General features: G+C 37.3%; 20 protein-coding genes and 1 riboswitch. Of the genes, 4 read left to right on the top strand and 16 right to left on the bottom strand.

The window, feature by feature from the left end; genetic code table 11:
* Positions 1-26: 26 nt before the first annotated feature.
* From ACFSCX_RS02165 to ACFSCX_RS02130, 8 genes are all read right to left on the bottom strand, one after another.
* Positions 27-884: a DUF421 domain-containing protein gene (locus ACFSCX_RS02165; RefSeq protein WP_377926458.1), complete on the bottom strand. Its 858-nt coding sequence runs from the start codon at positions 882-884 to the stop codon at positions 27-29.
* 17 nt (positions 885-901) lie between these two features.
* Positions 902-1,108 (bottom strand): DUF1657 domain-containing protein, encoded by a 207-nt coding sequence (locus ACFSCX_RS02160; protein ID WP_377926457.1) that lies wholly within the window; start codon positions 1,106-1,108, stop codon positions 902-904.
* Between the two features lie 12 nt (positions 1,109-1,120).
* Positions 1,121-1,477, bottom strand: a complete 357-nt coding sequence (spoVAE, locus tag ACFSCX_RS02155) for a stage V sporulation protein AE (protein ID WP_377926456.1) — start codon at positions 1,475-1,477, stop codon at positions 1,121-1,123.
* Positions 1,477-2,490, bottom strand: a complete 1,014-nt coding sequence (gene spoVAD / locus ACFSCX_RS02150) for a stage V sporulation protein AD (protein WP_377926455.1) — start codon at positions 2,488-2,490, stop codon at positions 1,477-1,479. Before spoVAD ends, spoVAE begins: the two co-directional genes overlap by 1 nt.
* Positions 2,490-2,969, bottom strand: coding sequence for a stage V sporulation protein AC (gene spoVAC, locus ACFSCX_RS02145; RefSeq protein WP_377926454.1), 480 nt, complete (start codon positions 2,967-2,969; stop codon positions 2,490-2,492). Before spoVAC ends, spoVAD begins: the two co-directional genes overlap by 1 nt.
* Positions 2,970-2,989: 20 nt before the next feature.
* Positions 2,990-3,448, bottom strand: a complete 459-nt coding sequence (locus tag ACFSCX_RS02140; protein WP_377926453.1) for a YhcN/YlaJ family sporulation lipoprotein — start codon at positions 3,446-3,448, stop codon at positions 2,990-2,992.
* A 603-nt stretch (positions 3,449-4,051) separates the two neighbouring features.
* Complete coding sequence (locus tag ACFSCX_RS02135; RefSeq protein ID WP_377927054.1) at positions 4,052-4,378, bottom strand: DUF1360 domain-containing protein; 327 nt, start codon at positions 4,376-4,378, stop codon at positions 4,052-4,054.
* A gap of 192 nt (positions 4,379-4,570) precedes the next feature.
* Positions 4,571-5,416 (bottom strand): bifunctional 5,10-methylenetetrahydrofolate dehydrogenase/5,10-methenyltetrahydrofolate cyclohydrolase, encoded by an 846-nt coding sequence (locus ACFSCX_RS02130; RefSeq protein ID WP_377926452.1) that lies wholly within the window; start codon positions 5,414-5,416, stop codon positions 4,571-4,573.
* A 33-nt stretch (positions 5,417-5,449) separates the two neighbouring features.
* Positions 5,450-5,533, bottom strand: a riboswitch (ZMP/ZTP riboswitch).
* A 216-nt stretch (positions 5,534-5,749) separates the two neighbouring features.
* Here ACFSCX_RS02130 and ACFSCX_RS02125 point away from each other — a divergent pair.
* Positions 5,750-5,989 carry a hypothetical protein gene (locus tag ACFSCX_RS02125; protein ID WP_377926451.1) on the top strand — a complete coding sequence of 80 codons (240 nt, stop codon included), beginning with the start codon at positions 5,750-5,752 and terminating at the stop codon, positions 5,987-5,989.
* 170 nt (positions 5,990-6,159) lie between these two features.
* The gene (locus ACFSCX_RS02120) at positions 6,160-6,648 is read left to right on the top strand and encodes a CotY/CotZ family spore coat protein (RefSeq protein ID WP_377926450.1); all 489 of its coding nucleotides are present in this window, start codon (positions 6,160-6,162) and stop codon (positions 6,646-6,648) included.
* 57 nt (positions 6,649-6,705) lie between these two features.
* Here ACFSCX_RS02120 and ACFSCX_RS02115 read toward each other — a convergent pair whose 3' ends face one another.
* The 7 genes from ACFSCX_RS02115 to mgtE form a co-directional block, all read right to left on the bottom strand.
* On the bottom strand, positions 6,706-7,293 hold the full coding sequence (locus ACFSCX_RS02115) for a CotO family spore coat protein (protein WP_377926449.1): 588 nt from the start codon (positions 7,291-7,293) through the stop codon (positions 6,706-6,708).
* Between the two features lie 145 nt (positions 7,294-7,438).
* Complete coding sequence (locus tag ACFSCX_RS02110) at positions 7,439-7,798, bottom strand: hypothetical protein (protein ID WP_377926448.1); 360 nt, start codon at positions 7,796-7,798, stop codon at positions 7,439-7,441.
* A gap of 85 nt (positions 7,799-7,883) precedes the next feature.
* Positions 7,884-8,180 carry a hypothetical protein gene (locus ACFSCX_RS02105; RefSeq protein WP_377926447.1) on the bottom strand — a complete coding sequence of 99 codons (297 nt, stop codon included), beginning with the start codon at positions 8,178-8,180 and terminating at the stop codon, positions 7,884-7,886.
* A gap of 88 nt (positions 8,181-8,268) precedes the next feature.
* Positions 8,269-8,541 carry a hypothetical protein gene (locus ACFSCX_RS02100; protein ID WP_377926446.1) on the bottom strand — a complete coding sequence of 91 codons (273 nt, stop codon included), beginning with the start codon at positions 8,539-8,541 and terminating at the stop codon, positions 8,269-8,271.
* 255 nt (positions 8,542-8,796) lie between these two features.
* Positions 8,797-9,573 (bottom strand): enoyl-ACP reductase FabI, encoded by a 777-nt coding sequence (gene fabI, locus ACFSCX_RS02095; RefSeq protein ID WP_377926445.1) that lies wholly within the window; start codon positions 9,571-9,573, stop codon positions 8,797-8,799.
* A 220-nt stretch (positions 9,574-9,793) separates the two neighbouring features.
* Positions 9,794-11,680, bottom strand: coding sequence for a monovalent cation:proton antiporter family protein (locus tag ACFSCX_RS02090; RefSeq protein ID WP_377926444.1), 1,887 nt, complete (start codon positions 11,678-11,680; stop codon positions 9,794-9,796).
* Positions 11,681-11,758: 78 nt separating this feature from the next.
* Positions 11,759-13,117, bottom strand: a complete 1,359-nt coding sequence (gene mgtE / locus ACFSCX_RS02085; protein ID WP_377926443.1) for a magnesium transporter — start codon at positions 13,115-13,117, stop codon at positions 11,759-11,761.
* A 302-nt stretch (positions 13,118-13,419) separates the two neighbouring features.
* On the opposite strand from mgtE, the gene ACFSCX_RS02080 reads away from it, so the two are divergent.
* Positions 13,420-14,592, top strand: a complete 1,173-nt coding sequence (locus tag ACFSCX_RS02080) for an FtsW/RodA/SpoVE family cell cycle protein (protein WP_377926442.1) — start codon at positions 13,420-13,422, stop codon at positions 14,590-14,592.
* Positions 14,593-14,705: 113 nt separating this feature from the next.
* Positions 14,706-15,446: a bis(5'-nucleosyl)-tetraphosphatase PrpE gene (gene prpE, locus ACFSCX_RS02075; RefSeq protein ID WP_377926441.1), complete on the top strand. Its 741-nt coding sequence runs from the start codon at positions 14,706-14,708 to the stop codon at positions 15,444-15,446.
* A gap of 405 nt (positions 15,447-15,851) precedes the next feature.
* Here the strand turns inward: prpE and ACFSCX_RS02070 are convergent, their stop codons facing one another.
* On the bottom strand, positions 15,852-16,808 hold the full coding sequence (locus ACFSCX_RS02070) for an NERD domain-containing protein (protein WP_377926440.1): 957 nt from the start codon (positions 16,806-16,808) through the stop codon (positions 15,852-15,854).
* Between the last annotated feature and the right edge of the window lie 1,343 nt (positions 16,809-18,151).

Here is an 18,151-nt window from a genome sequence, read left to right as displayed (position 1 = left end):
TGTGGATTTTCGTACGAAGCTCCTGATCAATGTAAGTACTTGCCTACCTTTTCGATTAAATGTTCCATTTTTGTTGCATTTTTTTCATACATTGACTTAGCACTACTATTTTCTGTTTGTAGGCTAAATAATTCAAAATCAGCTACACATTTTTTCATGGATGCAAATAATAGCTTCGTTTCAACTGGCTCTGGCACTTGAATTTTATCATCATATAAGTCAACCGTTAACTGACCGTATGAATCCACTTGACCAAGGTAAACATTTTCAATGGTAACGCCTAATTTGTCCAATTCGTTTTTCAGCCATCCTCTTCCGAGTCCCATTGTTCCTAACGATTCATTTAATATTTTCCCATCCATAATCACGGTTTGAGCTTCTCTCTCACTCGGTTGATTTGGATTTAAATCACCTAGAGTAATAGGCCTGTTTTCCTTTTTTAATAATACACTTAAGTCACCTGTCGGCTCATAGGTTGCAAATTCTACGTCTGCCACTCGAAAAACGTTTTTATTTCTAAGCATTTCTAGTAATTCATCACTTGTTATTTTTTCTTTCTTTAAATTATCTTCCATGATTTTTCCATTTTTTATGAAAACAGCGGATTTTCCTTGGACGAAATCTCGAAACTTTTTATTATTTACTGAGAAAACATCAAGTATGAAGGGGGCTAGTGCCCAGATAGCAATAGCTGTGAGCCCTTGTGGTAGGGATACAGCTAAGTCCATTGACAATGTACCCGCAATATCACCAATTGTAATACCTACGATTGTTTCAAAAAATGACAACTCCGAAAGCTGCTTTTTTCCTAATAACTTTAATATAAAAAATAATCCGATTAAAATCGAAACGGATCTAATGATGACAAGTAACCATTCAGGCATTTTAAAGACTCCTTTAATTAAAATCCTTGATATTGAGGCTCTTCCCGCTCCAATTCTCCAACACGCTTTTTCAAATCCTGTATCATTTCTTCCGTCAAAAGCATAGCCTCATGAAAATCACGTTTTGCTACGTCATCTTGCGACTTTAGAGCAAATGTTTGAAATCCTGCATGCATACTCTCCAGTGTTGCAAGACTTTGTTTTACCTGTGAAGCAACGGTCATAGTAGACCCTCCTTATCCTTTCGGTTTAAAGAAAATAGCACCAATAAAACCAAAAATGATCGCAGCAGAAATACCTGAGCTTGTGACCTCAAACATCCCTGTTAATACTCCAACTAACCCGTGCTGAGCAGCTTCCTCCATCGCTCCGTGCACTAACGAATTACCAAAGCTGGTAATTGGAATAGTTGCTCCTGCGCCAGCAAATGCAATCAATGGTTCATATAAACCAAAACCATCCAATATAGCACCAATCACCACTAATGTACTTAATGTGTGGGCCGGAGTGAGCTTGAAAACGTCAAACATAATTTGTCCAATGACACATATGAACCCGCCTATTACAAAGGCCCAAAAGAATGTAGCAAACATTAGTTATCACCTCCGTATTCAATGGAAACAGCATGGGCAATACAAGGTATGGACTCGTTTTGTTGAAATGTTAACGGTGATAAGAGAGCACCTGTTGCCACAACTAAAATTCGTTTTAACTCACCTTTTCTCATGCGATTTAATAGGTGACCATATAAAACGGTAGCCGAACAACCAGGACCACTTGCCCCAGCTAATACGGGTTGACCATCACGATAAATGAGCATTCCGCAGTCTTTGAATTGCTCAGGAGAGATTCCTATTTCATGCTTTGTCATTAAATCTAACGCTACTTCATGTCCAATTTTCCCTAGGTCGCCTGTAATAATTAAATCATAGTATGATGGGTCCACCTTTCGTTCCTTAAGGTGTGCCTCAATGGTATCAACAGCAGCTGGGGCCATGGCTCCTCCCATATTAAATGGATCAGACAATCCCATATCAATTACCTTACCAATCGTTGCAGAAGTAACCTTCGGACCCTTTCCTTCTGATCCAAGTACACAAGCTCCAGAACCAGTAACAGTCCACTGAGCAGTTGGTGGTTTTTGTCCACCATATTCCGTTGGATAACGGAATTGCTTCTCAACTGCGGAATTATGACTTGAGGCTGCTGTCACAACATAGTTAGCCCCTCCATGATTGACGATAAAAGCACCTAATGCCAAGCCCTCCATCGAGGTTGAACAAGCACCAAACAATCCTAGGTAAGGGGTCGCAAATGTACGAGCAGCAAAGCTAGACGGAGTAATTTGATTGATTAAGTCTCCAGCTAACAGAAACTGAATATCTTCTTTTGCTAAATTTGCTTTCTCGATAGACTTAAAAATAGATTCCTCAAGTAACACTTTGTGTGCTTTTTCATAGGAATCTTCACCTAACCATAAGTCATCATGTAATATATCAAAATCCTCTGCTAAATTTCCATTTCCCTCAAACGGACCTCCAACAGCAGATGATCCAACGATAACAGGCTGATTTTCAAATATCCACGTTCGATGCATTTGTGTCATTAAAATCCACCCCAAGTTTTTAATATCGTTTTAATCAGTGCAACAATAAATGCGGAGAACGTACCGAAGAGAATGACCGATCCTGCAAGCTTAAACATGTTTCCACCAACACCAAGAACAAAGCCTTCTGTACGGTGCTCAATACAAGCTGAGATTACAGCATTTCCAAAACCAGTTACAGGTACCGCGCTACCAGCACCTCCAAATTGAGCGATTCGATCGTATACACCAAAGCCAGTCAATAACATCGAGAAAAAGATCATCGTGGCAACGGTTGGATTCCCCACAGTCATTTCGGTAAAATCGAAAAAGGTAATATAAAAAAGGGAAACAGCTTGTCCAATACTACAAATGATGCCACCAACTAAGAAAGCCTTTAAACAGTTTTTTACAACTGGTCGTTTCAGCTCTCTCTCTTTTTGAAATTGTTGATAATCTTGCTGAGACTTTGTTAAATTTTTCCGATTCTCATTTGACATAAGGACGCTCCCCTTTTCAATTAGGTCTTCTCTTGTGATAGCTTTTTAATTTTGGACATACGCTTTTTTATTTCCATTGGAGAAAGCTTCTCCTGTTCCTTTTTTAACTTACTTAATTCCATCATTATTTTTTTGTCATGAGAGACCGTAATTAATTCATTTGGAAATTCTTTTTCTAACTCTTTCTTTACTCGCTTCTCTATTTTTTTTACATTAAATTCTTGCATCTTTTTTATATTAAAAGCTAAAATAAGTTCTAAATCGTGGTGAACAGCAATTACCTCTGTTACTTCATCATACTTAAGAACTTTTTCTTTAGCATTTTTCGCAACTGCATTATCAGTTATGCTGATTTGATCACCAGTTTTAGTGGAAACATTCGTGGGACCTTTATTTGCCGTATCTTTTGATTCATTGTTTGTTCCATTACATCCAGTAAGCATTAAACAAACAATAGTCAACAGCCACATTATTTTCATAAATAATCATCCTATTCCTTATATACTTGGCATTAAATAGAATGTGTTGTTTCAAAAGGAATATGAGTGCATATTATTTCCATTATTAGGGTTTTTATAAGATCGATTCATACTGTAACTCACACTTGTGTATACTAGGTAGGACAAAAGGCGCATACGCCCCGTTTAGCCTAAGGCAGAGCAAATGTTCCTAAATGAGAAAAGGGTGCTTTTCCCCTTTTTCGCATTTAGGGTTATTTGACCTCGAGCACGATGAAATGGCAAAGATCGTCTCCATTTCATCTTGGCTGAGCGCTGAAGCTGGATTTAGCCGTTACGAAACACCAGAAACTTTCTTAACATATATATAAAAAACAGGCTTTTATAGACTGTTCTGTCTGAATATATTTATTTTGCTTTTTTAGTTTTTTGCCCACATCCACAGCCACTTTTTTTCTTTTTTTTAGGAGTATGTTCCTTTACCTCTTCATTAACGGAGGGTAACTGCTTCTTCAGTTTCATTTGTGTATTCCCCCTATCCTAATAATACAACCTTGTTACATCATATGCTTACAAAGAGAAGGAGTTACGAAAGATGAAGAAAACAGGCTTTTACTAATCACCTTATGTGGTTAGTTTTGAAATGATTGTCTCTATAATGGCAGCACATCCCGCAATCGCAAGTACGAGAACAAGTGGCTGACCAACTAACGGCCAGTACATCCATAATGTATAAAGGAGTAGAGCGGACCATACACCAGTACACCAATGACAACTTAATAACTCACCAAACCAGCCTCTTATACCAGATCCCTTTATTTTAATGTAAGTTGAAGTCGTCCCATCTTCATCCATCTCTTCAATCTCTTCATGAAATGGGCTTCGAATAAAGCTTGTAATTTCATCGAAAACCACTAGGCGAGTTAAACGAAAGCTTCCGAGCGATAACATTATTAATTCTAGCCAAGTCACGGTTTTATCTCCTTTTTAGAGAACGTCTGAGGTTCCTTTACTATTCATCCTACCCTTCTACTGTATGATTTTTCGGTAAAAAAAGTCTCTATTTTACGCATGAAATAAAGAAAAACTATGCAGCTCCAGCCCTTAGACTAGTGTTACATAGTATTTGAAAAGGAAAAACTCTTATTTTTCTCGTTTTTCAGCTGAATCAACTGTATGTTTTAGTAGCATGGAAATCGTTACCGGTCCTACTCCACCAGGTACAGGAGTTATGGCTCTTGCCTTATTGAAGCATTCTTCATAGTCAACATCACCAATATTTCCTTTATTATAACCTGCGTCTAAAATAACAGCACCGTCTTTAATCCAATCACCCTTGACAAAGTTTGGCTTACCAACTGCAGCTACAACGATATCCGCTTGTTTTACGATACTTGGCAAATCCACGGTCTTAGAATGACAAGTCGTTACGGTAGCATTTTTGTTTAAAAGCATTAACGAAACAGGTTTACCTAAAATTGGACTTCTCCCAATTACAACAGCATGCTTACCTTCTACTGGGATTTTGTAGTGTTCAATGATTTGCATAATTGCTGCTGGCGTACAACAAGGATAATCACTAAAACCGAAGGCTAATTGTCCAAATCCTTGACTTGTTACACCATCTACATCTTTTTCAATGGAGATGGCTTCGAAAGCAGCACGCTCATCAATGTGGCTAGGTACTGGATGTTGCAATAAGATGCCATCAATGTCTGTTGAATGATTTAATTCGATTATACAAGCAACTAATTCCTCTGTTGTTGTTTCTTCTGGTAGATGGATTCGTTTAGAAAGAATACCAAGCCTCTCGCACTCATTCCCCTTCATTTTTACGTATGTCGCTGAAGATGGATCATTTCCAACAAGTATTGTGGCTAAACAAGGTCGAATGTCTTTGCTCTTTAAATACTCAACTCGCTCTTTTACATGTTCCTTTACTGTATTGGCCACTGCAATACCATCCAAAATTAACTTTTCCAACACCATGCCCTCCTTGAACTTTGAGGATCCTGTCTTCAGTATCCTTGCCCAGACGACCGGCTCATATAATTTCACAGCTCCCTTGTGGTCTCTTCCACAATGTCGTCAGTTACTGTGAACGGTCTTTATTATTATCAATTATTTTATCACAGAAAAACCGAATATTCAAACGCACATATCGATATTTGTTCGCTTTTCACTTATTTCTTGAAGTGAAAAATAATTTCAGCAAAAAAATGGGTCAATATCCTATCCCGAAAACTCCGGTTATCTCATAGAATAGACGGAAAGTAAAAATGGTTTTATACCTAGTGAAATTAAATCAAGGAGGGACAACAAATGTCAAAACGGAAAGAAATCCACGTAGATAAACTAATTATTAAAGCAGATGAAGTGATTATCATCGATGAAAATAAGCGTCGCTATCATCGAGACCCATGGATTGGTAGAGTGAGAGAAGTGGATGTAGACGATGATAAAAGAAATATGGATGTGGAGTCTGTAGCTGAAGAAAAAGTAGATGTTGAATCTCTTTCAGAAGCCGGAAATGAGGAACGTCCTAGATTTCGGTGGTTTTAATCTAATCACAAATGTGGAGACCAATTGTAACGGTCTCCTTTTTTACATAAACCCCATCATAAGCTAGGGCCTATTTTTCAAAAAATTATCGGACATCCGTAACAAATATAAGCCCTCATCAATATTCTATAAGTGTAATGAATATTACAAAATATAAGGAGGAACTATCAATGGGATGCAATAAAAAAAGAGATGACATCTTAGGTGCGACTGATTGTGTATGTGATGTAGTAAACTTTATCGCTGACCTTCAAGATGCAGTTGAAGATGATCTTGATTGCCCTACTAATTGTTTAAGACCAGTATTGGGTGCATTCGAGAATAAGCACAAAGCCAACACTCGTCCTTTCATCCTTTACACGGAGGATGGTAAGCCATTTGAAGCATTCTTCAAGCCGGAAACTGATGAATGTCCATGTGGTGAAGAGCATCATGGTAAGAAGCTTGACTTCTACTGTAAGTCTATCTTCTTTAGAGTAGAAAGTGTAGATGGATGCTGCGCAGTACTTCGTGTTCTAGAGCCAGATTGCCTGCACAGCAATTGTCCACAAATTGCCGATACTGATAACCTAAGAAGAACTTGCTCTTGTATTACAGTAGACTTAAGATGCTTCTGTGCTATCCAATGTTTAGATGATACTTTCATTCCAGGAGTTTAGTAAGCATACTTTGAAGAAAAGTCGGTAAGCAAGGACCTTACCGATTTTTCTCGTTTATCAATATGGATTTAATCGAATTTGTTCTATGTCTTTAACATCAATTGATAAAGTCACAAGTTGATTGAGCTGCTTTACTGTGACGACGCCATCTTCAAAGCTTTTAACATATCCTACATATTCAGTATCGTTTGCATAAATAGCACATACCACTTCAGGAATATAATGAGGTCTATTTAACAGGAAATCCAGTTTTTCTACTACGTTCATTTGCTTAAAGGATTTACGACCTTGATACTCCTCTACTTCTTGCAATTGTTCCTCTACTTGTTCACCATGCTGTTCTTCCTGTTCTGTACCTTTATTAAATAATCTTTCAAATACAATATCTCTTGATTTTTCCTTCTTTTCTTCCTGATCATTATTTTTCCGTTCAACATATTGTACCTCTCCAAGTGACTCTAGATACTTTGGAACTTTCTTTGCCTTTATCTCTGTAACTTCTGTTTCCGTATTAGCCAGTTTTTGAGTAGGTGAAGATTTTGTAGAAAAGATTGTTTGAGCTTTTACTTCAACAGGCTTTAGTTTTGGTTGAGTAATATAGTAAAGAGGACCATTACGATCAACCCTTGAATCCTTCTGTGACAAACATATCACCCCACAAACGTATTTATTTGCATTCACTTCATTCATATGCAACTTATTGGGGAATGTGCCTATAAGTTTTGAAAGGGTGCGAAGTATTCTCCCATTTTATTTTAAAATCCCCCCACCACTTGGCGGGGGGATTTTGTTAGTCTTTTTGTTCATTTAGAAGGTTAACAGCTTGGAGAAAATCATATTGGTATTTTTTTTGATCGTCCATTGCTTGTTTTAGGACTTTTAACAGGGATTTGTTAAGCTCATAATTTGCGTCTCCGTTAAATCTCTTTTTATCCATTTGACTTAGAAGGAAGGTATACACGAGCATTAAAGATGAATAATTATCAACATACGTTAAGTTGATTGCACGGCCACCCATTCCACCTTTTGCATGCACATTATTCGTAGCCATTGGTAAATCTAATTCTGCTAATTCAGCTATCATTTCTCCGTACGAACCTTTTTGCATAATATCGTTTATCTTTTTTGCAAGTTCATCTTTTTCTGTCATCTTGTTCACTCCCTTCTATTTGGACAAATTGACCTACCATTTTATACTCTATTATCTATTAACTCTTCTATTTTAGAAGTATTAGTTATCGTGAGGAATTAGAACCTGTTTCAACTTCACTTTCTGGTTTAACACCGTTTGCAACAATTGCTTTTGCATCAGCAGCATAAGCAAATTGTGGGCTTAAAATTGGAATAGCTAATAATTGAACATTAACCGCTGCATTTACAGGTACTTGAACACCGGCAGCTGCAATTTGTGCACCTACAGCAGTTGCTGTTGTTTGATCGTCTAGTCTATTATCACCTGTTCTTTGACTGACGTCAGCACGGTTACGACGAGAATTACGTTCACCACATTGATCCCATGGTCTGTAACACATATCTTTCACCTCCTCATCTTTATGTTTTATCCTATTCTTTCTTTTCTATCTTGTATCAGCTAATATAATAGGTTAATAGTTTGTTTTTTTATTGGCTGTTTGCTCGATTGATCAGATCTGTTAAGTTCAAATCAAGGAGCTGTGACCCATTCATATTAACCTTTAATCTACCTTCCTGTGATGTGTCAAATGTTGGCATCATATTTTGTACATTAAGGTTGGATGAGAGTGAACCAACATTTAGAGTACCTAAAATGCTTTGAATACTATTATTAACAGTAGAACCAATCGTTCCTAATCCTGAATTAATTGTTTCCAGGAGCTGTCTAACTTCTTCTTGACTAAGAGGTTGATTTGCCATTTCCTTACACCTCCTTTCCTTCTTGCTATAATATATTGCTATTTTTACAGCATGTATAAACGAATGGACTAGTATAAATGCATATTTTTCTAGTTAAGTATGAATTACTAGACTATTTAACTAGAAGTCGAGATAGTAGACTACAAAGATGATAGATTCCTACCTACCGAATTTTTACCAAAAAAAAGAACATCCTCCGTTACGGAAAATGTTCTTCATTAAATCATACTATCTGAACTCACTTTAGTCTTGTTCTTAATTTCCTAATATGTGATAACCAGAGTCCACGTGAATCATTTCACCTGTAATCCCGCGTGATAAATCACTAAATAGGAATAGTGCAGTATCCCCAACTTCCTCTTGAGTCGTAATGCGACGAAGCGGTGCTCGTTCTTCAATTTCTTTTAGGATGGAATTAAAGTCACTTACACCTTTAGCAGATAAGGTACGAATTGGACCTGCCGAAATAGCATTTACACGGATACCATTCTTACCTAAATCATTTGCTAAATACATGACACTTGCATCTAATGAGGCTTTCGCTACACCCATAACATTGTAATTTTTCACGACGCGCTCACCACCTAAATAAGTCAGTGTGACGATGCTTCCGCCTTCAGTCATTAAGTCCTTTGCTTCCTTTGCAACAGCTGTTAATGAATATGAACTGATATTATGAGCTAAAAGGAAACCTTCTCTAGTTGTATTCATATAATCACCACTTAGCTCTTCCTTATTAGCAAAAGCAATACAATGTGCTACTCCATGGATGACACCAACCTGTTCCTTAATACTTGAGAAGCATTGTTTAATGTCTTCATCACTTGTCACATCACAGGGTAATACAAGAGAATCATTTCTTTCTAAAGACTCTGCTAACTCACGAACACCAGCTTCTAAACGCTCACCAGCAAATGTAAACACTAACCGTGCTCCCGCATCATGTAAAGAACGTGCTATACCCCATGCAATACTTCTCTTATTGGCTACTCCCATTACTACATATGTACGACCTTTTAATGAAAAATTCATGAATGTTCCTCCTGTATTTATACGAGTTATTAGTACCTAGTCATAGTATAACATACTGAATCATAACTTTGCTATATATAATATAGTAGAAAAACTTTACTAGCGCTAAGTCCATTGACGACAGTGATATTCTTATAACGCTGTCATAATTAATACAAAAAAATAAGGTGGTAGTTCTTAAAAAATTATTTTTTCCAATTGGCTGAAGAAAAAACCCTCATTAATATGAGGGCTTCACTAATACCGCATTATACTCTTTTCCAAACTCTAGCACCATTTTCAACTCATTTACGTATTCTCTAGAACCGGTTACAATCAATCGGTCTCCTACTAGTAATTCCGTATCACCGTGTGGAACAATAGAATCCTTACCACGGAAAATACGAACAAAAATAACATCTCCTGTAAACGGAAAATTACGAAGCTTAATCTCGTGATAAAATTGGTTTTTCATATTAATTTGATATAAAGCCGTTTCTTGATTCGTTAAGATATTCATAACACTTGGTGATTCAATTAAGGCTCTTAATAAGGATTTAGTCGATAATAGAACGGAAAAGACTTCAATCCCTCTACCTCTGAGTGCTTCATCTACTTCTGGATCCTCTGCACGAGCAATCACTCGTTCAACTCCGTATTCTTTAGCAAAAGTAGCGATATGAGCATTAATCTCTTCATCACCAGTCGTTACAACTAATATATCTGAGTCAAAAATATCATGCTTTTTTAATTCTTCAGTAGAATAATTTTCAAGTTCTACGATGTTAAATAATGATTCGGTTACTTGTTTTTCTAGTTTTTCCTGTTTGACATGGTATAGTGTTGTCTCATAAAGGCTTTTATTTAGCTCTATTGAAGCTGGCAGGGTTAACTGGTTCGCACCGATAAACGCCACTTTCTTCTTTGGATTTTCGGTCTCCTTCTCTGGGAATAGCTTCTTAAATGCTATAGGTGTAATAATACTTGTAATAACCGCAACCAGTATTAATGCTCCTGACATTCGGCCATCAATTACACCGACACGTTCACCAATCGTAGCTGCCGCTATAACTAAAGATAGAGTTGACGTTAATAAAAATCCGGACGCTAATACCGTTTTCGTATCATACCAAAACCTAAGTAAATAAACTGGTACAATTTTCGAAATGAATAAAGCAATTAATAGTAATGGAATTAAGTAAAGAACTTTTGGATCTTCGAACAAGCTCCAAACATCCAAATTAACACCTACCATTACAAAGAAGATTGGGATTAAAAATCCATACCCGAATGAATCTAGCTTGTGAACGAGATCAGCATTAGGAGCTAGAAGCGATACGAGAACTCCTGCTAAAAATGCCCCTAAAATATTTTCTGCCCCTACAGATTCCGATACCCCTACTAAAATGATAATAAGAGTAAAAACAGCACGAGTTCCTATCTGAATTGTTCCCTTTGACATTGTTTCAAGATACGTACGATGTCTAAAGTATTTACCTACAAAGTAAAATGCAATTCCTGCCGCAAATAGAATCAATAGTAGCCACATATTTCCTTGATCTTCACTGTATAGTGATACAAACACCGCTAAAAGTATCATCGTTACCAAGTCAGCAATAACTGCTACAAGAAGAATGGTTTGACCAATTCCTTTTTTCATTAAATTTGCATCTTTTAAGGTTGGAACAACAACACCTAACGAGATCGTTGAAATAATCAACGTCATGAGGAATGCATTCTCTATAAACCCAAACCATACAAATAAATAAGATAAAAATAACGAAATCAAAAAGATTCCGATAAAAATAACCGTGGAGATCAGAAAAGAATTCGGTGCATCCTTCCCATTTTGAAGCTTTTCCCTCTTCTTATTCCCCGCAAAAGCGGAAAAGTCAATTTCTAGTCCACTCAAAAACATTAAAAAGATGAACCCTAATGTAGAAAGCGTGTCGATCCACATGTCGGGATGAATAATATCAAATCCAGTTTTTCCAATAATAAGACCCATAATAATTTCTGCAACAACAACTGGAATGATATTTAATTTAAATCGATGAATGAGTAATGGTGTTAAAAATGCAACGGTAACCACAATTAATAAGGACGTGACAGATGCATGATGATCCATATAGTTTCCCCCTTTATTAAAAGGTTAGAGAAAAATTGACTAAAGCTATGCTATGTCAATACATGTATTCTTAAAACCTTAAATTAAGTACTGCATAAAAATGGTTGCTAGGCCAAAATAGACTAAAATGCTAATGATGTCATTTACGGTAGTAATAAATGGACCAGACGCAACTGCCGGGTCAATTTTAAAATGATGCATGAGTAGTGGGATAAATGCCCCAGCTAATGTAGCAATGATAAGTGTGATAATGACCGATGTTCCTACAAGGAGCCCTAAAAAGAAATTTTCCTTCCAAACAAAGACAACGATCGTTATTAATATTCCACAAGTAAGACCAGTTATTAATCCCGTCCCCGCTTCTCTGATAACAATCCGCCATTTTTCTTCTTTATGGATATCTCCAGTGGCAATATTTCGAACAGCAACAGCAAGTGCTTGTGTACCAGTATTTCCTGCCATCCCTGCAATTAATGGAATAAACACAGCTAAAATAGCAACTTGATCTAACGTATCTTCAAAGCGTCCAATAAGACTTGCGGTAAACATTCCGAGAAATAATAGAATAATGAGCCATGGAAGACGACTTTTGGCATTTGATAAAGGGCTTTTATCTGTTGTATCTCCTTCAACAATCGCAGCAAGCTTTGAGTAATCATCAGATGCCTCTTCATCAATAACATCGATAATGTCATCAACCGTAATAATACCTAAAAGATGATTTTGAAAATCAACTACCGGTAGTGCCAAGAAATTATAGTCCTTCATCTTTCTTGCTACTTCTTCTTGATCATCTCCAACGGAAACGGAAACAACGCGTTCATTTGTTATATCAATAATCATCGTTTCATCGTCGGCAATAATTAAATCACGAATACTAATAACTCCGATCAGGTGTTTTCCTTCATCAATTACATATAAATAGTAAATGGTTTCAGCCTCTGGTGCCTCTCTACGAAGGATTTGCATGGCCGATCGAACGGTTTGATTCGAATGGATGGCAATAAACTCCGTAGTCATGATACTACCCGCTGTATATTCATCATAGTGAAGAAGCTCTTTTATTTCCTGTGCTGCTTCATTATCCATCATCGTTAAATAGCTAGCGGCTTGATCCTTGTTAAGCTCATTTAACACGTCAGCAGCATCATCCGCATACATCTCAGTAAGAATTTCTGCAACATAAGAGGGCTCCATTTCAGATATGAGTTCCTCATACGTTTCCTCAGCTCTTAAATTTTCTACAATAGGTGCCATTTCTTCCGGTGACAAGTAGCTATATAAAAGAATTCTAGCATCCTTTTCTTGGTTTGCGAAAAATTTTGCTTGATCATAAGGATGTAGCTCTAAAAATTCTTCGCGAAATCGAATGATTTCATTATCTCGAAGCAACTGATTTAAAAGCTGCTCTGCTTGTTCCTCTCTCAATTCCGTCATGGTGTCTCCCCCCCTTTTAGATACTTTGTAGAACGTTCTTGTTCAAACAAAAATGTTTTTCTATCCATTATAGTAGCATGATACGTAAGTTACGTCCTCATTTTATCTGCAAAAAACCGCGAATTATATCGATAAATCTTTTGGTGTTTATTAAATACGTGTTTATCATGCATGTCCTACAACATAGAATAAATTTCTTATACCCTTATACACTAAAATTAATCATGTTTAGTTGCATTCATAGTAAAATAAAGTATCATGAAATAGAGGAAAACAACTGATAGAATGGAGTAAATATTGAAATGGTATCAGATAAAAAGACCGAGCAACGGATTGATTATACATTACTGTTTATTTTGTTTCTTCTTGCGATTGCTAGTACATTCGCGATATTGAGTGCCCAACCAGTACTCCCTGAAAAATTAAAGCATATAAACTTTGTTGCACAGCAATGGCAATGGTATGTCATTGGTCTCGTAGCAATTGGTGTTACCATGCTTGTAGACTATGACCGTTTTAAGCAAGTTGCATGGTATTTATATGGATTCGGTATGTTATTACTTTTAGGTTTAGAATTTAATGTCCCAAGTAGCTTTGTTCAAACAATTAAAGGAGCAACAAGTTGGTATAGGATACCTGGCTTTGGAAATATTCAGCCGTCAGAACTTATGAAAATTTTCCTTATCCTAGTATTAGCCCAAATTATTGTGTCTCATCGTGAAAAATATGTAGAAAGCTCTGTAAAGTTAGACCTCTTTTTACTTATTAAGCTATCAGTTACCACGATCGCTCCGCTTCTTTTATTAGTAAAGCAACCAGATATGGGAATGTCGATGGTGTTTATGTCGATATTCGGCTCTTTCTTACTTGTTTCAGGGATTAAATGGAGAATTTTATTTGTCTTACTTTTTAGCTTTATTCTGGCTATAGTGACATTTGTTTATATATATTTTGCCTTTCCAGCCTTTTTTAAAGAGCACCTACTTGATGATTACCAACTTGCTCGATTCTACGGCTGGCTTGCACCCTATGAGTACTCAAGTGACGAAGGCTTTCAGTTAATCAAATCACTCTTAGCGATTGGATCTGGTGAACTAAGTGGAAAAGGCTTTATGAACACAGATGTATTCCTTCCCGAGCCTCACACAGATTTTATATTCGCTGTTATTGGTGAACAATTTGGTTTTATAGGTGCTAGTATTGTCATCTCACTATTTTTCATCTTAATTTATCGCATGATTCATATTGCACTTGAATGTAATGACCCATACGGCAGCTATTTATGTACGGGAGTCATTGGAATGATTACTTTCCAGGTTTTTCAAAATATTGGGATGACCATTGGTCTGCTTCCTATTACAGGACTTCCGCTTCCATTTATAAGTTATGGTGGAAGCTCTCTAGCAACATACATGCTCGCCATTGGGATTGTATTAAATGTTCGTTCCCGAACAAGAAAGTACATGTTTGACTAAGCCAAAGATGATGAATTGATACATTTATATGAGCCTAAAAAGAAACAGCTTCTTCTGTTTCTTTTTTTATTGTTAGAAAATACTATATATCAAAAAAGAGAGGAGCCTATATGATGAACCTCGATATTATCGGAGATATTCACGGCTGTTACGAAGAATTTGTCCAACTAACTGAGAAGCTCGGCTATGAATGGAGGAATGGAATACCTATACACCCTTCTAACAGAAAACTTGCCTTTGTTGGCGATCTAACCGACAGAGGTCCAAACTCACTTCAAGTAATCGAGACGGTATTCCGACTAGTGGTTGAACAAGAAATAGCCTTCTATTCCCCAGGAAACCATTGCAATAAATTGTATCGATTCTTTTTAGGGCGGAAGGTTCAAGTCACACACGGACTTGAAACAACTGTTGCAGAGTACGAAGCTCTTTCTACGAAAGATCAAAAAATGATTAAAAAACATTTCATAGAGCTATATGAAAAAGCACCGTTATATCAAATAGTAGATCATCATAAGCTGGTTATTGCCCACGCTGGCATCCGAGAAGATTACATCGGGAGATTTGACAAAAAGGTTCAGACGTTTGTTCTCTATGGTGATATTACAGGTGCCACTCACCCAGATGGCAGACCAATCAGAAGAGACTGGGCACAGCACTATAATGGAAAAGCTTGGATTGTGTATGGACATACCCCTGTCAGGGAGCCCAGAATCGTAAACAGAACGATAAACATTGATACGGGCGCAGTATTTGGGGGAAAGCTAACAGCTTTACAATACCCGGAAATGGAGACAGTGTCCGTTCCATCATCAATGCCATATGTGGACGAGAAATTTGGGAGTTTTGATTAGAAGATTGCACCGTTTGTCGCTATTTAATCCGGAAAAGGAAGGATATATTTTCTGTTTCTGAAGGTTCCAGTCATTGATATGGGCGCGGTATTTGGGGGAAAGCTACAGCTTTACAATACCCGGAAATGGAGACAGTGTCCGTTCCATCATCAATGCCATATGTGGACGAGAAATTTGGTATTTTTGATTAGAAGACTGCACCATTTGTCTCTATTTAATCCGGAAAAGGAAGGATATATTTTCTGTTTCTGAAGGTTCCAGTCATTGATACGGGCGCGGTATTTGGGGAAAGTTACAGCTTTACAATACCCGGAAATGGAGACAGTGTCCGTTCCATCATAAAATGCCAAATGTGGACGAGAAATTTGGGAGTTTTGATTAGAAGATTGCACCGTTAGTCTCTATTTAATCCGGAAAAGGAAGGATATATTTTCTGTTTCTGAAGGTTCCAGTATAAGGGAGGATCATGGAGGAAAATATTTTTGATACAGGTACTGATGCTGTTATTAGTAGAAATTCTCTAGCTTGCTGATTCGTAATATATCTATCGTTTAGAAGAACATAATCCTGTAAAGTGAGTAAATGAGCATCTTTGTCAGTAAAATAACAATGTGAGCATTTCCAAGGACCTCTAATCCGCGTCATTGCAAGCTTGTGGCATTTTGGGCAGTGGACTCCTGGAAGAATTTCTGAAGGATCAATTTGAAAGCTAGGTAGGATGTTGGTAATGAATGGTTCATGTTTTCTATTCAACCACCTAGAAATTCTTTTTATCTCTTTCCCGGAGAGGTACGTCTGTTTGTGAACTGCTTCAAAGCTTTTTAATTTCGTTGGTAAAATTTCAGCATGGATTAGCTTTTGAGGGTTAGCTGACTTCAGAATAGTAGACGGATTACTGATCACAACAATTGATAGTAATGGTATAGAACCAATACTTTGATTGTCCAGTAATGCTTGTAAGCTTCTCATTTGTCTATTCACTTGATAAACCGGGTCAAGGAATCGTTCTTCCTTATCATGTAGGATACGAATTAGCTGATGATTCGGTTGGTCGAATAATAAAGTTCCTGAGAGGTTCTTCACTTCAATTAAGAGGATAAAGCTTGGAGAGATGAGTAATGTATCAATTTGAAAATACTGGCCATGAACATCCATAAGCCTAAGACCATGCAAAATGGAATAGTTCTCTTGTAAATAGGGCTGGAGATAATAATCAATGGACTGTTCACCTCGGTAGCCTATCATTCGTCTTTGTAACTCTTCTTCAATCCGTTTTCGCTGTGGATGAGTTATGGGCAGCCTTCTTAATAATGCTTCAAGCTGAAGTATCCTAATAGGGATAGAACGTTTTTTAAAAATCAAGTCACCACTCCTATACTTTTTATTTTTGAATTAGTTCGACATTTACAATTGTTTTCCTTCTAAATAAAATTAGAATATGATATGTTTTCTTATTACTACTTGATTTAGATGTGTATTAGTTGTTAGTATTTGCAACTTTCTTTCTTGCTGATGCTTGTTTACTTACCTCGTATCTCGATTTACTTTCCTCCTCGCCTGGTTTCTTACCTGTGCTGATCATTTACTTAACTCGCTTGCTTGTTTACTTACTTCGTTTCTCGATTTACTTACCTCCTCGCTTGGTTTCTTACCTGTGCTGATCATTTACTTAACCCGTTTCCTGATTTACTTACCTCGTTTCTCGATTTACTTTCCTCCTCGCTTGGTTTCTTACCTGTGCTGATCATTTACTTAACTCGTTTGCTTGTTTACTTACTTCGTTTCTCGATTTACTTACCTCCTCTCTTGGTTTCTTACCTGTGCTGCGCGTTTACTTAACTCGTTTGCTCATTTACTTACCTGGTTTCTCGATTTACTTACCTCCTCGCTTGGTTTCTTACCTGTGCTGCTCATTTACTTAACCCGTTTGCTGATTTACTTACCTCGTTTCTCGATTTACTTACCTCCTCGCTTGGTTTCTTACCTGTGCTGCGCGTTTACTTAACCCGTTTGCTCATTTACTTACCTCGTTTCTCGATTTACTTACCTCCTCGCTTGGTTTCTTACCTGTGCTGCGCGTTTACTTAACCCGTTTGCTTGTTTACTTACTTCGTTTCTTGATTTACTTACCTCCTCGCTTGGTTTCTTACCTGTGCTGCGCGTTTACTTAACCCGTTTGCTCATTTACTTACCTCGTTTCTCGATTTACTTACCTCCTCGCTTGGTTTCTTACCTGTGCTGCGCGTTTACTTAACTCGTTTGCCCATTTACTTACCTCGTTTCTCGATTTACTTTCCTCGTCGCCTGTTTTCTTACCTGTGCTGCTCATTTACTTAACCCGTTTGCTTGTTTACTTACCTCGTTTCTCTGATTACTTTCCTCCTCGCCTGTTTTCTTACCTGTGCTGCGCGTTTACTTAACCCGTTTGCTCATTTACTTACCTCGTTTCTCGATTTACTTTCCTCCTCGCCTGTTTTCTTACCTGTGCTGCTCATTTACTTAACCCGTTTGCTTGTTTACTTACCTCGTTTCTCGATTTACTTTCCTCCTTGTCTGTTTTCTACCTGTGCTGATCATTTACTTAACTCGTTTGCTCATTTACTTACCTCGTTTCTCAATTTACTTTCCTCCTCGCCTGGTTTCTTACCTGTGCTGCTCGTTTACTTAACCCGTTTCCTCATTTACTTACCTCGTTTCTCGATTTA

The sequence above is a fragment of the Bacillus salitolerans genome, assembly GCF_042680805.1.
In the GTDB taxonomy this organism is placed as follows: Bacteria; Bacillota; Bacilli; order Bacillales; family SA4; genus Bacillus_CJ; species Bacillus_CJ salitolerans.
Note: the sequence above shows the minus strand (reverse complement) of the source record. Positions and strands in the feature narration are given on the sequence as shown.